The following is a 17,860-nucleotide window of genomic DNA, read 5'->3' on the forward strand; positions in this document are numbered from 1 at the left end:
ATTGCTAGTTAAAAAATCCATTAAAGAAATTGTTTTGATCAAAACTAATTTCCGCCATAATTGTCAATTGTCCATTCTCAATTCTCCGTTGATCAAAGTTATAAATTAAAATATTTAAAGATAGCTACATTTAGTTATAAATTGATTTTAAAGGTAGTTTATCTATAGGGTTTCTATATAGAAATTTGGAATTTCATTAATGAACTTTATATAAAAGATAAAATTAGGTTTTCTTTTATAGGTATATTATTTTAGATATAATTTAGCGAGGAAAAAATTATGAATAAAAAATTAAAATGGTTTCTACTAATAGCATGGATGTGTATTATATTTTGGTTTTCACATCAGCCATCAGTACAATCGGATGAACAAAGTTATTTGGTTATATCTATGCTACGAACTATAGGGATAAACTTTAATAGTGCTTTTGGGGAATTATCAAATTTCGTAATTAGAAAGTTAGGGCATTTCACAGAGTATTTTATTCTTTATGTACTTTTTTATAATGTATTAAAAGAATATTTTAAGTTTAAAAGTAGCATTCTTTTGAGTATAGTATTTGTGTTTCTCTATGCTTGTAGTGATGAATTTCATCAATTATTTATAATTGGAAGAGAGGGAAGTATAAGAGATGTTATATTAGATACTAGTGGTGGAATGATCGGTATGATGATTGTATATATAAAAAATAAGATAGAATATGTTTCTAAATCATAAATAGTTTTGAATTATAACTTTTTCATAATATGAGAATTATTAATGCTATATAAATTTCTATCATTAAATTTATCAAAATCATAAAAAGAAAGCCAACATAATTATGTTGACTTTCTTTTTATAATTTAACTTTGAGATAGACTTTCACTGAACCTCTCACGGCTAAAGTCGTAAGGTTCTTAGGTATTATCCAAACTTTTTTTGGATAGCTGATATTTGCTAAAGCAATATCGGTTGACACCAAATACTGGCTTGGTTTCCCTAAGACTTTATCGGGCAAAGTTTCCGTTGAAACTATTATCGCCCTATGGGGTTTATCATATTGGCTCGGTTCAAAACCATATGCCTCAAAGTAGTATGGTCTTTTATAGTATATGCTACTTATTTGTTTTTTATGTAATTTGAAGAAGTTTTCAAAAGCTGCATTTACTCTATCTATATCTACTTCTTAGAAGTTTATAGCATATTCACCTCGGCACTGAAGTTACCAAGTATTCTGTATTGTGTGATAAAACCTTTTGAAGTATTTATAAGCTATATTATTTTATATAAAACTTTAAGGGTTTTACTTTATCATAATTATCATTTTAGCATTTATAATTATTATCGGAAATAACTTTTAATTCTTATGAATTTTGCCTTCTGTGTAAGTAGAAGCTTATATGCCATAGGTATAAAAGATCATATTAAGTTAAAACTAAAACAAATAAGTCTTTTAATTAATAAGATAGACTTATTGCAAAAAAAATTAATAATTTTTGCAATAAAGTTACATATTATGCTATCACTTATAAAGTTTATAGAATTTCTATAAAATAGGCATAATTAATCTTAGTTTTAGTATTTTTATACATAAAAGAAAATGAAATGGTAAAAATATAATTAAAATATTTTGGAGGAATTAAAATGAAAAACGAAAGAGAATATGATACTAAAAACAGAGCAAAAGAAATGATGATTGATGGCGAGGATTGGGATAAAATCCGAAAAGAAACTAGTTTGAGACAGAAAGATCTAAAGAGAATACAGAAGGAAATAAATGAAAAGCTTTAGTAGAGTTTAGTAGCAAAGACTGATAGGAAATAAAAATGTTATCAGTTTTTGTTAAATTGCATCAATACAGAGGAGGATAATAAATGAAATACGAAGTTTTGCTAAGAAATGAAGAGCTGCTTAAACAATATGAAGATACCATAAAAAAATTTGATTTAAGTAAAAAAAGAATTTTTATTAGCTATTTTGTTTATTGGTGTGCATTAAGAGGTATTGATGCTAGGGTATGTGGTGCAATAATATTAAATCACTTAATAACCTTATCCTCTATAAATAGTAATGAAATAAATATACTTAAAGAACTTTCTGATTCTATCAAAAATACAATAGAAAAAGATAAATTGCTAAAATGGGAAGAGGAAAGAGCTTATGATCAAATGATTGATATTGCATTTATAGTGGAAAGTAAATTGAAACTTGATGGTAAAATTAAAAATAATCAAGGTTGTGATTTACTCAAAAAAGGAATAAAATATAAAGTAAAAGATTTGATTAATGAGTTTATTTTAATTTTAAAAAAATATATTAATAAAATATTCAGGTAATATAATAATTTGGGGGGAGCATTTTGGCAAAAGTTGAAAAGTTATTAGAAATATCTAAAAAAAATTTTGAGAGTAATGAAGAGGTAGTAAATTATATATATGGTGCTTATGAAAAGGTATTTGATGGGAAAAGCGCATTGAGGACAGGTATCTTAATTGTAACTAATAAAAGAATAAGATTCTGTAGCAAAAGATTTTTTACAATATTTAATGATATAATTGAATATGAAGATGTATATAATGTAGAATTGTCACAGGAGAAGTTTGGGAATAAAGTGTTTATTCATTGCAAAAAACAATCTTGTTCTATGAGATTTGTAGAGGATAAAAATTTAATAGAATTTGTAGATTTTATTAAAGAAAATAAAGGAAAAAGAAAGCAACAGCTTAAAGGCCTATAAACTATAGGTCTTTTTTTATTGTGCTCCCATTAATTAATCGGGATGAACATGATATGTATATCTGAATATTATTGAATATCGCATCAAACGAAGCCTAAATCTGCTGAATACTACGAGCTTAATTGTTCTTGATATTGCAATCCATGTTGGATTTAATCACGTTAACCACTTCATACAATCTTTCAAAAAAAGTCAAGGAGTTACTCCGAATGAATATAGAAAGATAGCAGATCAGGGGTAGACTATTGTCTTTTGAAAAACGACAATCAGGGCAAGTGTATTGGCACTTGTACATTTTTAAGATTTTTCCTGAGGTCAAATCCTAAAAATTGCTTCTTGGGGGCAGTGGCTCTAAACCATGCAAATTTGAACCAATTTGGCTAGAAGATCGTTATTCAAACAGAAATACCGCCCATTTGTCCTCATGAGCGGTATTCTGTGTAATGTGATAGTAAAATTTAAAATTTATAGGTAGATTTTAATATTTCAATTAATATATATAGAAATAAATTGAGCAAAAATGTTGTAATACGAAATATTTAAGTTTACAATAACATTGAATGATGTATATATTTAACGTAACTAACAGAAGTCATCATCTTCAACGAAGTAAGTGATAGTAGTTCACGTTATGCTAAATAAAATTACATCATAAAAGGTTAAGATTGTATTTAAGGAGAGAGTATTATGCCAGAGATTAATACCCATATGGCCTTTGCAAACATATTAAATTCTGAATTAATTGAAAATTTAGAAAATAATTATTTTTTATTAGGAAATATAGCACCAGATTGTTTTTTACACAAAAGTAATAACTACTTAGATTGTAAAGCACATTATAAAAGTAGTGTAAATAGTAGCTGTCAATGTGAATTATTCTTAAAGGATAAATGTTTAGATGTAACAAACGAAGAGAAATCATTTATTTTAGGATATTACAGTCATTTATGGTTAGATAACTATGCCAATGAGAATGGACATATTCTTACAGCTTCTGTACTTGTAAATGGAAATAATGAAGAAGCCAAGGAAAAATTTTTGAAAAATTTATTGTTTTATGATAACAAAATAATAGATAATAAACTGAATCTAGAAAAAATAAATAAAACTATTTTTAAGGATTTTAAAAATTATTATATGGTTTCAGAAAAAGATATGAAGATGGTATTTAATAAATATGTAACAATTTTAAAAGAAAGCTCTAAATATAGTAATTTTTTAGTTTTAAAAGAAAAAAAGTATATCAGCTTTTTAACTTTAGCATCTTCTAAATTATCAAAGATTATAAGGAATATATAGTGAGTTAATTAAACTAGTGTTAAAGATTTTAGTTTAATTAACATTTTTATAGTTAATAAGAACAATGAATTGTTTTAGTGATATAATTTTTATATTACTTATTTGTTGTTGGAGGAAATATATGGATATAAATGATTTATACTTTTTATCAGCAAAATTAAATGAAATAAATGTAAAATGGGCTTTAGGTGGATCATTGGTATTATATTTTAATAAAATATTAGATAATCCACGAGATATAGATATATTAGTAAATTATGAGGAATCAAAGAAAGTGAATGATATTTTATATAATTATGGAGAATATAGAGAGATAGATAGGAAGGAACCATATGAAACTAAGAATTTTTGTAATTATAAAATAAATAATACGGAAGTTGATATAATAGGGGGTTTTAAAATTGGTCATGAAAGAGGAGTATATTCTTATATTTTAGATGAAGAAGCAATTTCACAATACACATCTATAAATGGCATACAAGTACCATTATCTTCTATAGAGGATTGGTATATATTATATCAATTAATTCCAGGTAGAGAGAAGAAAGTAAGTGTTATAGAAGAATATTTTAATAAGAATGGAGTTTCAAATCCAAAGTTAATAAAAAGGGCATTAGATCAGCCTTTACCTAAATCAGTTATAAGAAAATGTCTGAAATTATTGTAGTTTAGTATATCTCTACAGAAAATATAGGAATAATTTTTAAAATTCTCCTAAAAATAATATTAGAAGGATTTAGATGTATTCAAAAAAGAGTTCTTGAATTTTTCAGAATATCTAATGATTCATTTTTAAAAATATTTAGGAGAGATTTGTATGAAAAAAATAATTAGCTTATTAATATTAATACATTTGTTTTCAATAAATGTATTTGCTTATGAACCTATTAGTAGGGAAGATAAAATAAATATCTATAGTATTGCTATAGATACTTTAATATCTTATTATGATAATTTAGAAGACATAGATTATATAGCTGTTGATATGAATAATAAATTTTTTGAACAATTGGATAAAAGTGATAAGGAAAAAATATTAAATAATTTAAAAAAGTATAATAAAGCTGTGATGAATAAGTCATTAAAGGATTTAAATCAAGATGGATTTACAGATAATATTAATAGACTAAATGGAAATAGTAAAAATGGATTACTCATTAATATAGTAGATTATAAATATAAAAATAATAAAATTTTTATTGAAGGTGCCATATATACAGGTCCTATTTCTGCAAAGGGAGTTAAGATTGTCATAAATGAAAAAGATAACCAGTGGAATTTGGACCACAAAAGGATATTATGGGGAGCTTAATATAGGATTAGTATAATTTATAATATATAATAAAATTAGAAAATAATTTTATATAAGAGGTATATTATGAGTAGAAATTTTTATGATATTTCTATAGAGTTAAGTAACAACACTGCTGTTTATAATGGAGATCCAAATGTAGAAATAGAAGATGTATTTAATATTTCCAAAGGAGATGACTTCAATTTATCAAAACTTATAATCACAACACATAGCGGAACTCACATAGATGCACCTAAACATTTTTTTACTGATGGCTATGGAATCGAAGAAATACCAATAGAAAAATTAATAGGTAAGGCTAAGGTATTTGAAATATTAAATTGTAGTAAAATTGAAAAATCTCATTTAGAAAATCTCATCATTGAAGATGGAGATAGAATACTTTTTAAAACAAGTAATTGCGATAAGGTAACTCATAAGATATTTTATGAGGAATTTGTACATTTAACTTTAGAGGCAGCAGAATATTTAGTAGATAAAAATATAAATACTGTGGGTATAGACTATTTTTCTATTGAAAGTTTTAATGATGATGAGTTTAAAGTGCACAAATTACTTTTAAAAAATAACATTGTAATAGTGGAAGGATTAAATTTAAAAGATGTCCCAGAAGGAAATTATGAACTTTGTGCATTGCCAATTAAAATTAAAAATTCAGATGGTGCCCCAGCAAGGGTAGTATTATATAAATAAATCTCGCTATATAGTGAGATTTATTTTTTATTTTAAAATTACTACTATAACTAATATAAATTACAATTTAAATTTGTATAAGTCACATATCCATGAAATTAAAGTTATAATTAGCACTTACTAATAATATTTATATATAAAAAACTATTCTAGAGAGCTTATAGGATAGCTTTTATTATATAAGGAAAAGAACATCATTTTAAGCAGAGAAGTTTTTATATTGTTATAAAAATAATCCAATTCAAATAGGGGGAGAGTTACATGCCTTTAACATCAAAAGAGCTGTTAAGCCTAGAAGAAAAAGCTTATGAACTTAGATTACTTTCTATAGATCCGGCACTTAGGTTAGGAAACGGAAATATCGGAGAGGTTTTAAGTTCTATAGATATTTTTATAATGCTATATCATAAATATTTGAATATAGATTTTAAAAATTCAAAAGATGAGTATAGAGATAGACTTGTATTAAGTAAAGGTCAGGTAGGGATTCACCTTGTTCCTATTTTACTAGACAATGTATTCGTACATAAAGGGCTACTTAAAGAATATAATCATATTAAAGATAATTTAGGGATAAATTCAGATATTAGAAAGGTCTCTAAAGAAGAGGTTTCCATCTGTTCATTAGGACATGGACTTTCAATTGGATTAGGAATGGCACTAGGAGCAAGGATTAAATCTAAGGAATATAAAGTTTATTGTTTATTAAGTGATGAGGAGTGCAACAGAGAATCAATTTGGGAAGCAGCAATGGCTATAGCTCATTTAAAAACAACAAATCTTATAACTATTATAAATAAAAATCGATATGTAATTGATAATCTTGCAAAAGAGATTATAACATTAGAATCTTTTGCAGATAAATGGAGAAATCTTGGATTTATAGTTGAGGAGGTAAATGGTCATAGTTTTAAAGAACTTTCTGAAGCATTAGATTTTGCTTTAAGCGAAAACAAAAAACCAGTTGTCATTATTGCTAATACGGTAAATGGTTGTGGTGTTGATTTTATAGAAGATGATTATAAATGTACTTATGGAATTTTTGATGAAGAAAAAGTTAAGGAAGCAAAAGAAAGTTTAGAAAAATACTATGAAACAAGGATAAAAGAGGTGTAGCTATGTATGGATCAACTTATACTATGTTAGATAAGACCAATGGAGCAATGGCAGAAATTTATGAAAAGTCGCTTTATCATTTAATAGAAGAGCATGATGATATAGTTGTACTATTTACCGATTTAACGGAATCTAAAAAATTTAAATTGTTTAGCGATAAATACGCTAAAAGATTTTTAAATGTAGAAATAACAGAGAAAAATCTCTTTGCTATAGCTGCTGGACTTGCAAAATGCTATTTAACACCATATCTATCTATTTTTAATGTATCTACCTCAATGAAGGCATTAGAACAAATTAGGACGGATATATGTTATCAAAATTTAAATGTAAAAATAATTGCAACTCATTGGAACTTATCATTTGGTCAATGGGAAACTGCTAATCGTTGTATAGAAGATATAGCTATTATGAGGTCTATGAGTAATATGAAGGTTGTAGTACCAGCAGATGGTGTTGAAGCAGCTAAAGCAATCATAGAATCATATGACTTACAGGGGCCTATATATATTCGTATTGATGAATGCTTTGATAAAAAACTATATAAAAATGAAGAATATGAATTTAAAATTGGTAAAGGAATAGAAGTGAAGGAAGGTATAGATATAACCATTATTGCTTGTGGAAATTGTGTTCATCAAGCATTAGAAGCAGCAGAAATCTTGGAGGACATAGATAAATTAAAAGTAAGAGTAATCAATATGCACACAATCAAGCCAATAGATAAGGAAATTATATTAAAAGCTATATGTGAGACTAGGAGAATAATAACAGTGGAAGAAAACAATATAATAGGAGGACTTGGAAGTGCAGTATCAGAGGTTATTGCAGAAAGTGGAAAAGCTTGCATCTTTAAATCTTTAGGAATTTCAAATGAGTTTTTTATGAGTCAGTTACATGGGGAATTGATGTCTTATTATAAAATAGATGCTAAAGGTATTTTAGAAGAGGTGAGAGAAATATTAAGAAAAAATTTTGGTGATGACAACGATTGGGAAGACGAGGTATAATTCATGATCTATAAGGAGGAAATATATTCAAATAGGATATTTTTTAATTCTGTATTACCACTTTTTAAAGTATTAGTAGAGGAAAAAGAAGAGTTCAAAAAATCTTTTAAAAATAAAAATGGAGTAATTCAAATTTGTTGCTTAGATGAAAATGAAAAAATAGGAATTCACTTTGTGATAGAAGAAGGAAATATCAAAGTAGTAAAGTCTATATTAGAAAATCCGGATTTGGAGTTGCAATTTGAAAGTATATATGAGTTTAATAACTTTTGTAAAGGGAAGAGTAAAAAATTGCCAAAAATAAAAGGTGGTTTTAAATCTAGATTACTTACACCTACTATAAAAGCATTATCAACTTTATCTAAAATCCTCTCATTTACAGCTATGCCTAATGATGAAAAAGAAAAGGACTTATTTGTAAAGCTGTATTTTTATTTAATATCCTCTGGGATAAGCCAATTAAATAAATCAGGTTACCCAGAAATAGCTAAATGGGCTCAAGAAAGTCCTGACAGAGCATATGAGTGGAGGGTAGAAGGAAAACCTGAGCTTTCAGCTTATATTAGAGTAAAATATGGAAAGTCCAAAGCTGGCAGAGGAGAATATAAGAAGTCAAAGGCTTTTTTTATAATGAGGTTTAATGATACAGATAGTGCTTTAGATATATTAAAAGATAGTGATAATTTAATTAATCATACTGTAAGTTCACATATTATTATGGAAGGAGCAACAGAATATGATCTTCAAATTAAATCATTTATGTTTTTAGTTAAAAACTTATTAAGTAAAGATAAGAAATATGAAAATTTATTTCTTAAAAAAGAAATTGAGCTTTAAAAGAGAAGGTAAGATAGAAATTATAGCTAGTAAAATATTTTTAGACATTGAGAAGATAAGTCTCTTTTAATGTTTTTCGTGAGAATAAGATTTTAACCAGAAATAGGTAGTTCATAGAGAAAGTTAACTAAAGAGTTTAATAGCTTCAGTGATAAATTTTTACTGATATTGGGAGGAGTGGGGAGCCTAAGTATTTTATTAAAAAATTTAAAATACCTGTATCCTTTTTATGATTCGAATTATTATATTTTCAATACTTTACGTATAAGAAGAGTAAATGAAAATATAGAAAACTTTAAAGCATAATAATGATTTGCTACAAATTGTATGGAACTGGAGACTAGAATGGTATATGAATAGTTATTTTAACTATCTAATAGACTAAATAAAATGATATATCCAGCCTACAATTGAAAAAATTCATAATTTGCTTTTGTGATAAGTTTGGATCATAGCTAATGAAAAAGATTATTTTAAATTAATTTGTATATGAGTTAGATAGGTTTTAACACTTAAGAAAATTTATATTGAAAGGATGAAGGAGGTGAAGATGCTTAAAAATTTATAAAAAATATAACTACTAGAATATATTTAAGATTTATGTAAAATTTAATTTAAGTAGAAATAAATATTTCTTATATAGATTTAAGAGGAGAGGATACTTATAGTCGTCATGCTTATAAATATATTTATTAATAAGAATTAAGCTATTAAATGAAAATAATATCGAATCTGATAGCAAATAAAACATGTACTAATAATGAGTACAGTAGAAATGTTAAGGATATGATTCCTTGTAATGGAGACATGAGGAATGTCTTGTATAATTGCTACAGCATGGGATATCTCAAATCTATAATAAATCTTAAAATATTTTAAAAGACATGTATAATAACTACTTATCTAAGAAAAAAATCAGTAAAGCTATGGATATAATAACTTAGGCCAGGGGAGCAATTTTATAATTAAACTATGCATAGTGTAGTATTAGTATGATTATAATTTTAAGATCAGATAATATCATTGATACTATATAAGATAAAAATTATTATAATGAAATGATTTAAAGTTACAATACAAATATCAGTATAATTATAAAAGCTTTAAAAAAGGAAAATTTAATTTTAATAATAACTTGTAAAAGATGAAAAAGTATAATCCTATATATAGTTTAAGGATAGAGTTTAAAAATCCTAAGGTTAATGATGATGTAGAAGATGTGATTATAACTAGTAAATTAACTGAGATTATATAATCATTTACTGGTTTAATAAGAAAGTTACTGTTAAAAAATATTTTCCTAGTTTATTTGATTTTATAGAGAAAAATAATAAGATTTTTTATACATTAAAGATTTCTGTATAAAAAGGCCTTTTCTAAAATTAGAAAGGGTCTTTTTTTAGAGAATTTATATTTGTTATAGTAGTGTATCAATAAAATATCATATAAAGCTTTAGTAAGTAACAAAAATATAAAAATAATGTATAAAACCTCCTATATTTTAGCGAAAAATAAAATAATTGGTGAAAAAAGCAAAAAAACATTTAATTTTGGAAAATATTCTCGATATATTAAATGTATGCTAATTAAAGCTAATAGAATGGTTTTATATTAAATCATTTTCCAAATAGATATACAAGCTCACTATTGAACTTGTATATCTATTTGGAAAATAAAGTTTTTTAAATACTTATTTTATAAATCTATATATCTATGACAACTTTGATGTTAGTAGTTTCTAGATTTAAACCAACTAATATAAAATCGTAACATGAATAATATAGGAGGGAAAAAAATATAATGAAATTAAATTTGAAACTGATGAAAAATTTTAATAGAGGAGGAGATAAAGTAAAATCAAGATTTCAATTGAAAAGTATAAGGGCAAAATTATTAATTTCTATGTTATCTTTAGTTGCAGTAATGTGCATATCTTTAACTGGATTTGCTTATTATTCGGCGAGAAAAGCACTTGTTAATAGTAGTCTTGATCTTATGTCAGAAATAAGTAGATCCTCAGCAGAAAAGCTTGAAGATGAAATAAAAGCAAATCTTAGAAGTTTAAGTCTAACAGCTAATACTCCAAGAATAAAAGATCCTAAAGTTTCATGGGAAGATAAAAAGGCGATTTTACAGTCAAGTATAGAGTTAGAGGGACATACAATGCTTGGAATTGCGGATTCAACAGGAAAAGTAACTTATACTGATGGCACTGTACTTGATATCAAAGATAGAGACTATTTTAAAGAAGCAATAAAGGGAAATAATTATGTATCATCAACCTTTAAAAGTAAAATAGATGGGAAAACCTTCATTGCATATGCTGCACCAATAAAAAATAATGATTCTGTAACTGGTGCTTTAATAGCAATAAGAAATAGTGATGAATTAAGTAAAATGACCAATAAAATAACTTTTTTATCAACTGGAGAGTGTTTTGCCATAGATAGAGAAGGGAAAATAATTGCAGCAATAGATCAAGCTATTGTAGATAGAATGGATAATTATATAGTGCAAAATGATCCTGAATTACAGGGTTTAATTACAATTGAAAAAGAAATGATACAGGGAAAGACAGGTATAGGGGAGTATTCCTATGATGGAATTGATAAGTATGTAGCTTATTATCCACTTGAATCAACTGGATGGTCTTTAGCAATAGCTGTGCATAAAAATGATTTGCTAAGTCGATTAAATTCACTTAAGAATATAAGTATGCTTATGGGTTTAGTAGAATTAATAATAATAGGAATTTTAGTAGTAGTACTTAGTAGAAAAATTACTAACGGATTAATTTCAGTTAAAGGACATATGGATAAGATAGCAGAAGGAGATTTTACTGAAGAGATAAACAAAAAATATATAAGAAGCTCAGATGAAATTGGTGCTATATGTAGAACTTTGAATGTTACTCAAAGTTCTATAGGAAATATGATAGGAACAGTTAAAGATTCAGCAGGGGAAATAGATTCCAGTGCGACAAATTTAGCAGCTATTTCTGAAGAATTATCAGCATTAACTCATAATATTTCTACTGCAATATTAGATGTGACAAAAGGAACTACTAAACAGGCATCAGACTTAACAGATATAGTTTTCAAATTAAATGAATTCAGTGAACAATTAAATGAAGTTACAACTCATATAGCTGAAATAGATAATATGGCAGTAGGTGTAAGTGAAAGTTCAAAGAAAAGTAATAAAGATATGGAAGATGTGGTATTTTCTATAACAAGCTTTAATGATAAATTTAAAAACTTTACAAAGAGCATAGGGGAAATGGATGTAGATATTAAAACTGTAAATGAAATTACAGATTTAATAAATAGTATAGCAGAACAAACAAACCTTTTAGCATTAAATGCAGCAATTGAAGCAGCTAGAGCAGGAGAGTCTGGAAGAGGATTTGCTGTAGTAGCGGATGAAATAAGAAAACTTGCAGAAAGAAGTAAGGAATCATCAGAAAATATTTATTTAATAATAAATAAATTATTAAATAATACTAAAGTTATAGTTACTGAAACAGATACAATGAATAAAGAACTTGTAAATCAAAGAGAAAATGTAGAAAATTCTATGAAATCTTTTAATGAAATTTCTATAGCAGTTAGTGAAATAGCACCAAGAATAGGTGAGATTAATACGGCCTTTGAAGATATTAATAATAATAAAGAGGAGATAGTAAATACAATAGAGGAATTATCTTCAATATCAGAAGAAATATCAGCATCTTCAGAGGAAATATCAGCATCTTCAGAAGAGCTAAATAACTCAAGTTCAGAAGTAGCTACAAGTGCTCAAGTACTTACAGAAAAGGCTGCAGACATGATGGTACAAATAAATAAGTTTAAGGTAAAGTAGTGAAATAATCATAATATTATCTTAATAATAAAAATTTATTTGAAATAAAGCCTACTATTTATAAAAGCTAGGAAAAGGATAACGAAAATTAAATATTGATAAAAAGTAAGCACTAATTTACATCAAGTAATTAGTGCTTAATTTTATATAATTTAGAATTTTAATTTAATAAAAATATATAGCAGGATAATATTATGAGAGCTGAAATACCTGTTATTTTCCAACCAGATACATGACTTTGCTTTCCTAATTTATTATTATTATTTTGTTCTGTTTCAGTTATTTTATATCTTGTATAGCCATGAGGGTTAAAGTAAGGCATAATATCACCTCCTAATAATAGTATATCATAATTAGCAATTATATTGAGCAAATAAGCTGTAAATTTGAAAATTTTTACATTATTAACTGAAACTAATATAAATGATTATCACTTATATGGATTATATGATAATATTTCAAATGTATAAATTTTATTTTCAAATTTATACATTTATTAATTTGTATGTTATAATTATAATGTTAATATTTAACATCAATTGAAGGGAGGTCTAGAGTTATGATTGAAGTGAAAAATTTAAGTAAAAGCTTTAAAAATATTAGAGCTGTAGATAATGTAAGTTTTACAGTTAATGAAGGAGAAATAGTTGGACTTTTAGGGGAAAATGGAGCTGGAAAAACCACAACCTTAAGAATGATTGCTACAATGTTGAAACCTACAGAGGGCACTGCTAATATTAATGGATCTGATATACTAAAAAATAGTTCAAAAGTTAGATCTGAAATAGGGATATTATTTGGTGGTGAAGTAGGGTTATATGACAGATTAACAGCAAGGGAAAATATAAAATATTTTGCTATGCTAAATGGTTTATCAGAGGAGCAAGCAAATGAAAATATAAAAAATCTTACGGAAATTTTTGAAATGGACGAGTATATAGATAGACGAGTAGGAAAATTCTCTAGAGGTATGAAGCAAAGAGTTGCAATTGCAAGAAGTATTGTACATAATCCCAAAGCTATGCTGTTTGATGAACCTACAATAGGTTTAGATGTAACCGCTTCAAGAACAGTACAAAATTTTATATTTAAATGTAAAAAGGAGAATAAAGTAATTATTTTTTCAAGTCATAGCATGAGGGAAGTAGAAAAGCTATGCGATAGAGTAATTATAATTCATAAAGGTAAGATTGTTGAGGAAGGTACAATTATTGAGTTAAAGGAAAAGTATAACAATGATGATTTAGAAGAAGTATTCTTATCTCTTATAGGAGGTGAAAGCCATGAAAAATAAAATTGTATCTGTAGTATTCAAGAAAGAACTTTTAGATATCTTTAGAGATAAGAAAACATTAATGATTAGCATATTAATACCATTACTGTTATTTCCAGTAATGTTTACTTTAATAGGGAAAGGGATAAGCAAAAATACCACAGAAGTAATGGAAAATCTTCAAATCTCAATAGTTGATAAAGGAAATAGTAAAATAGGCGAGTTTATAAAATCTCAAGAAAATATAACCATTATTGATAGCAGTGATATAAAAAATGATATAAAAGAAGGTAAAATAAAGTTAGCAATTGAAATACCGGAAAATTTTGAGGAAAAAATTGAAAATGAAGAGACTTCTAATATAACTGTTTCCTATGATGATGTTAGTCAATCTTCTAGTGTGGCACTAGGAGCTATTAATAGTCTCATAGAAGAATATTCAAAAGAAATTGTAGTAGAAAGACTAAAAGCTAAAAACATCGATGGAACTATATTAACTCCAATAAAAATTGATGAAAACAAGGTAGGGGAAAAAGAAGACGGGGGAGCAAAAATGATGCTATCTATATTACTTCCCTTCTTATTAGTAATATATTGTGTATCTGGACCTATTCCAGCAGCGACAGATTTAGGGGCTGGAGAAAAGGAAAGAGGTACATTAGAACCGCTATTAACTACGCAAGCAGGAAGAATGTCACTATTATATGGTAAATTTTTGGCGATTACCGTATTAGGTATGATAACCACTGCTGCTTCTTTAGGAGGACTTTTAATATCATTTAATATGTCGTCAAAATACTTTACTGGCTCAGAGGCAAATATGGCATTAAACTTTTCTTTAGATATTAAGGTTATAGTAATAATATTTGTATTAGCTGTGTTAACTACTATGGTTTTTGGAGCATTAGAGCTTGCTATAAGTATATATGCTAGAAGTTTTAAAGAAGCGCAAACTTATATGACTCCACTTACAATGATTGCAATAATACCTGCTTATGCAACTTATATGCTAGATGTGAAGTCAATTTCAAATTTTTATTTTCATATTCCATTGGCTAATATAATTTGTATTTTAAAAGAATTAATTGCAGGTGTATATAATATGCAGCATATAACTATTACATTAGTATGGACAATAGTTTATGTGGTAGCATCTCTTTTAATAGCTAGATATATGTTTATGAAAGAAGAAGTTATATTTAGAACATAGAAAATAGAAAAACACAAGGTATCTTGTGTTTTTCTTATAAGTCATTTTAAAAAGATAACAAACTAATATGTTAGCCTATTTTACATCATATTGCTTCATTAGAATTCGGTGTTGTTTAGAATATCGTGGAAATGCTTATGAAAAATATAGTAACATATTTGATAATTTATTTTCTCAGATGCCTAAAATAAGGGGGCTGCATAATTTGGAGGGGTTATATGTCATTTTTGCAAATAAAGGAAAAAATTCTTAGTAGGTTTGAGGATAAAATAAGTAAAGAAGTTATTTACATAGCCTGGCCTGTACTACTAGAACTATTATTGGGGTCACTATTTTCTATGCTAGACATGATGATGCTTGGAAAATTACCAAAGGCAGAAGCAGCAGCTTCAGTGGCCTCGGTGGGGGTAACTAATCAACCATTATTTTTAGGATTGGCAGTATTGCAGGCGTTAAATGTAGGTGGAACTGCCATGGTGGCAAGGTATATAGGTCAGAAAAAAGTAGAAAAAGTGGGCAGTACAGTTAAACATATTATACTTATTAATATGTTTATAGTATTACCAATAGTTATATGGGCGCAGATAAATGCTAGAAGTATAATGAGCTTTATGGGTGCAGAACGGCAAACTATAGATATTGGAATAAATTATTTTAGAGTTATAATGTACGGGCTTATATTTCAAGGCTTTAATTCTTCATTATTTGCGGTGTTAAGAGGCGTAGGAGATACTAAAGTACCAATGAAAATAAATATAAAAGTAAATGGACTTAATGTTTTAGGAAATGCATTGCTAATCTATGGATTATTTTTCTTTCCACGAATGGGGGTCACTGGTGCAGGGGTATCTACTTTACTATCTCATATAATAGCCTCAATCATGCTTATCTCTTATTTCTTAAGAGGGAAGACCAAAATAAAAATAAACTTTAAAGAAAAGTTTGCTTTTGATAGGAATATTATTTTAAACTTTATAAGAATAGGTGTTCCAACTTCATTGGAACAATTAAGCTTAAGACTAGGTATGCTCTTATATGTAAAAATTGTAGCATCTCTAGGGACAGTAGTTTATGCATCCCATCAAATTTGTATTAATATTCTGGGACTTTCTTTTACAACTGGACAAGCATTTTCAATTGCAGCTTCATCTCTCACAGGAAGGACTTTGGGAGAGGGTGAACCTAAAAGAGCAGAGGAATATGTACACAGGTGCAGGCAGCTTGGGTGCATATTAGCTTCCTTAATTGCATTGGGATTTTTCTTTTTTGGGAAGCAAATTTTGTATCTTTACACTACAGATAATGATATTATAAATTCAGCATCAATAGTACTTAAAATTGTGGCTATAATTCAACCTTTTCAGTCTTCAGCATTTGTTTTAGCAGGAGCATTAAGAGGTGCAGGAGATACTGTTTTTCCGCTTATATCAACAGCAATTGGTATTATGGGAGTAAGAGTTGTTTTTGCTTACATATTTGTGAACTTTTTTAACTTAGCTTTACCAGGAGCATGGATTGCTATGCTTTTAGATCAAGTTTTTAGATGGATATTGATATATTTAAGATTTAAATCTGGAAAGTGGAAAACTATTAAATTAAGATAATTTAAATTAATCAGATTTATAGATGAAATTTTAGGGAGATTTGGGAGACCGTTATGAAAAATAGGAGAATAAAAGCTTTGAATTTAGCAATAGTTTTTGGTATTTAGAGCTTAATTTTCAATTGCTCATTATCTTAAGTATGAATTAAAATATGATTATATAGTTATGCTTTGGAATTTTAAATTTCAGAGCATTTTTATTTCTAAGCTAAATAGTATTATAAGTATTAATTGAATTGTTGTATAAATATTTGAAGGTAAAAATATAAGATTATAAAAATAATAAAATTATAATTGAAATTATGGTATTTTATGGTATAATTTTTATTGAAAACTAAAAAATACTATTTTAATAATTTTTAGTTTTTCATAAATTATATTAAATTATATTAAAGGAAATTTTATATATAAGTAGAATATAAATTAATGTATAAGTATTAATCTATGAATTTGTAAAGTCATAAGATATTATGGTGAAATATAAAATAATGCATATTAAAAAATATATGATAAAAATTTAAAAAAATGTATATTTTAGAGCACAATACAGACAGGCCTTTGTATTATATTGAACTTATAATTATAAAAAATATTAGAAGGGGGAATTAAAGAGATTAGCATAACTGACAAAATATTAATTTAAGCAATTGTGGCTACTAAAAGTGGATATTTTTAACTCTGTAATAAAACTACTTATGAAATTGAAAGTTAAAAATAAGTTTAGGTCTTATAATTAAGGCTAATATTAATGCCGCATTTATTAAAAAGTATTTTTAGTGATTAAGTAGTGGGAGTTGAGACTGTGAGAAAGAAGTTTATAGTATACTTTAACATTATTATGATTTTAATACTATTCTGCGGATGCAGCAGCAATGGAGAGTTTTCTATTAATCTACCTAACAATTATATGGTGGTTAAAATTGATGA

17 protein-coding genes are annotated in these 17,860 nt (G+C 26.6%); 16 read left to right on the forward strand and 1 reads right to left on the reverse strand.

What is annotated here, in order from left to right; all coding sequences use genetic code 11:
- The first annotated feature begins 279 nt into the window (after positions 1–279).
- The 13 genes from B2W91_RS10755 (at position 280) to B2W91_RS10810 (ending at position 12,847) form a co-directional block, all read left to right on the forward strand.
- The gene (locus tag B2W91_RS10755) at positions 280–717 is read left to right on the forward strand and encodes a VanZ family protein (protein WP_291580675.1); all 438 of its coding nucleotides are present in this window, start codon (positions 280–282) and stop codon (positions 715–717) included.
- A gap of 906 nt (positions 718–1,623) precedes the next feature.
- A complete protein-coding gene (locus B2W91_RS10760) occupies positions 1,624–1,770 on the forward strand; it encodes a hypothetical protein (RefSeq protein WP_291580677.1) in 147 nt (48 codons plus the stop codon).
- An 83-nt stretch (positions 1,771–1,853) separates the two neighbouring features.
- Positions 1,854–2,315: a hypothetical protein gene (locus B2W91_RS10765; protein ID WP_291580678.1), complete on the forward strand. Its 462-nt coding sequence runs from the start codon at positions 1,854–1,856 to the stop codon at positions 2,313–2,315.
- 23 nt (positions 2,316–2,338) lie between these two features.
- Positions 2,339–2,716: a PH domain-containing protein gene (locus B2W91_RS10770; RefSeq protein ID WP_291580680.1), complete on the forward strand. Its 378-nt coding sequence runs from the start codon at positions 2,339–2,341 to the stop codon at positions 2,714–2,716.
- 82 nt (positions 2,717–2,798) lie between these two features.
- Positions 2,799–2,957 carry an AraC family transcriptional regulator gene (locus B2W91_RS21055; protein WP_414633121.1) on the forward strand — a complete coding sequence of 53 codons (159 nt, stop codon included), beginning with the start codon at positions 2,799–2,801 and terminating at the stop codon, positions 2,955–2,957.
- Between the two features lie 446 nt (positions 2,958–3,403).
- Positions 3,404–4,015: a zinc dependent phospholipase C family protein gene (locus tag B2W91_RS10775; protein WP_291580681.1), complete on the forward strand. Its 612-nt coding sequence runs from the start codon at positions 3,404–3,406 to the stop codon at positions 4,013–4,015.
- Between the two features lie 121 nt (positions 4,016–4,136).
- Positions 4,137–4,682, forward strand: a complete 546-nt coding sequence (locus tag B2W91_RS10780; RefSeq protein ID WP_291580684.1) for a nucleotidyltransferase domain-containing protein — start codon at positions 4,137–4,139, stop codon at positions 4,680–4,682.
- Positions 4,683–4,832: 150 nt separating this feature from the next.
- Complete coding sequence (locus B2W91_RS10785; protein ID WP_291580686.1) at positions 4,833–5,327, forward strand: hypothetical protein; 495 nt, start codon at positions 4,833–4,835, stop codon at positions 5,325–5,327.
- Positions 5,328–5,393: 66 nt separating this feature from the next.
- Positions 5,394–6,023, forward strand: coding sequence for a cyclase family protein (locus tag B2W91_RS10790; protein ID WP_291580688.1), 630 nt, complete (start codon positions 5,394–5,396; stop codon positions 6,021–6,023).
- Between the two features lie 261 nt (positions 6,024–6,284).
- Entirely contained in the window at positions 6,285–7,139 is an 855-nt protein-coding gene (locus tag B2W91_RS10795; RefSeq protein ID WP_291580689.1) for a hypothetical protein, read from the forward strand.
- 2 nt (positions 7,140–7,141) lie between these two features.
- Complete coding sequence (locus B2W91_RS10800; protein WP_291580691.1) at positions 7,142–8,149, forward strand: transketolase family protein; 1,008 nt, start codon at positions 7,142–7,144, stop codon at positions 8,147–8,149.
- Between the two features lie 3 nt (positions 8,150–8,152).
- Positions 8,153–8,986, forward strand: a complete 834-nt coding sequence (locus tag B2W91_RS10805; protein WP_291580694.1) for a hypothetical protein — start codon at positions 8,153–8,155, stop codon at positions 8,984–8,986.
- A gap of 1,800 nt (positions 8,987–10,786) precedes the next feature.
- A complete protein-coding gene (locus B2W91_RS10810; RefSeq protein ID WP_291580696.1) occupies positions 10,787–12,847 on the forward strand; it encodes a methyl-accepting chemotaxis protein in 2,061 nt (686 codons plus the stop codon).
- 160 nt (positions 12,848–13,007) lie between these two features.
- On the opposite strand, the gene B2W91_RS10815 is transcribed toward B2W91_RS10810, so the two are convergent.
- Entirely contained in the window at positions 13,008–13,169 is a 162-nt protein-coding gene (locus B2W91_RS10815; RefSeq protein WP_291580699.1) for a hypothetical protein, read from the reverse strand.
- A 237-nt stretch (positions 13,170–13,406) separates the two neighbouring features.
- On the opposite strand from B2W91_RS10815, the gene B2W91_RS10820 reads away from it, so the two are divergent.
- The 3 genes from B2W91_RS10820 to B2W91_RS10830 all read left to right on the forward strand — a co-directional run bounded on the left by B2W91_RS10820 (position 13,407) and on the right by B2W91_RS10830 (position 16,934).
- The gene (locus tag B2W91_RS10820) at positions 13,407–14,141 is read left to right on the forward strand and encodes an ATP-binding cassette domain-containing protein (protein ID WP_291580701.1); all 735 of its coding nucleotides are present in this window, start codon (positions 13,407–13,409) and stop codon (positions 14,139–14,141) included.
- Positions 14,131–15,330, forward strand: coding sequence for an ABC transporter permease (locus tag B2W91_RS10825; RefSeq protein WP_291580703.1), 1,200 nt, complete (start codon positions 14,131–14,133; stop codon positions 15,328–15,330). Before B2W91_RS10820 ends, B2W91_RS10825 begins: the two co-directional genes overlap by 11 nt.
- 218 nt (positions 15,331–15,548) lie before the next feature.
- Positions 15,549–16,934 (forward strand): MATE family efflux transporter, encoded by a 1,386-nt coding sequence (locus B2W91_RS10830; protein ID WP_291580706.1) that lies wholly within the window; start codon positions 15,549–15,551, stop codon positions 16,932–16,934.
- Positions 16,935–17,860 lie beyond the last annotated feature (926 nt).

The organism is Clostridium sp. UBA6640 (assembly GCF_002455975.1).
In the GTDB taxonomy this organism is placed as follows: domain Bacteria; phylum Bacillota; class Clostridia; order Clostridiales; family Clostridiaceae; genus Clostridium_J.

What these genes read in the sequence shown, in the direction of transcription:
- B2W91_RS10795 (WP_291580689.1), top strand. Translation starts at nt 6,285, where the DNA reads ATGCCTTTAACATCAAAAGAGCTGTTAAGCCTAGAAGAAAAAGCTTAT.
- B2W91_RS10760 (WP_291580677.1), top strand. Translation starts at nt 1,624, where the DNA reads ATGAAAAACGAAAGAGAATATGATACTAAAAACAGAGCAAAAGAAATG.
- B2W91_RS10780 (WP_291580684.1), top strand. Translation starts at nt 4,137, where the DNA reads ATGGATATAAATGATTTATACTTTTTATCAGCAAAATTAAATGAAATA.
- B2W91_RS10755 (WP_291580675.1), top strand. Translation starts at nt 280, where the DNA reads ATGAATAAAAAATTAAAATGGTTTCTACTAATAGCATGGATGTGTATT.
- B2W91_RS10815 (WP_291580699.1), bottom strand. Translation starts at nt 13,169, where the DNA reads ATGCCTTACTTTAACCCTCATGGCTATACAAGATATAAAATAACTGAA.
- B2W91_RS10790 (WP_291580688.1), top strand. Translation starts at nt 5,394, where the DNA reads ATGAGTAGAAATTTTTATGATATTTCTATAGAGTTAAGTAACAACACT.
- B2W91_RS10825 (WP_291580703.1), top strand. Translation starts at nt 14,131, where the DNA reads ATGAAAAATAAAATTGTATCTGTAGTATTCAAGAAAGAACTTTTAGAT.
- B2W91_RS10785 (WP_291580686.1), top strand. Translation starts at nt 4,833, where the DNA reads ATGAAAAAAATAATTAGCTTATTAATATTAATACATTTGTTTTCAATA.
- B2W91_RS10820 (WP_291580701.1), top strand. Translation starts at nt 13,407, where the DNA reads ATGATTGAAGTGAAAAATTTAAGTAAAAGCTTTAAAAATATTAGAGCT.
- B2W91_RS10805 (WP_291580694.1), top strand. Translation starts at nt 8,153, where the DNA reads ATGATCTATAAGGAGGAAATATATTCAAATAGGATATTTTTTAATTCT.
- B2W91_RS10810 (WP_291580696.1), top strand. Translation starts at nt 10,787, where the DNA reads ATGAAATTAAATTTGAAACTGATGAAAAATTTTAATAGAGGAGGAGAT.
- B2W91_RS10765 (WP_291580678.1), top strand. Translation starts at nt 1,854, where the DNA reads ATGAAATACGAAGTTTTGCTAAGAAATGAAGAGCTGCTTAAACAATAT.
- B2W91_RS10775 (WP_291580681.1), top strand. Translation starts at nt 3,404, where the DNA reads ATGCCAGAGATTAATACCCATATGGCCTTTGCAAACATATTAAATTCT.
- B2W91_RS10800 (WP_291580691.1), top strand. Translation starts at nt 7,142, where the DNA reads ATGTATGGATCAACTTATACTATGTTAGATAAGACCAATGGAGCAATG.
- B2W91_RS10830 (WP_291580706.1), top strand. Translation starts at nt 15,549, where the DNA reads ATGTCATTTTTGCAAATAAAGGAAAAAATTCTTAGTAGGTTTGAGGAT.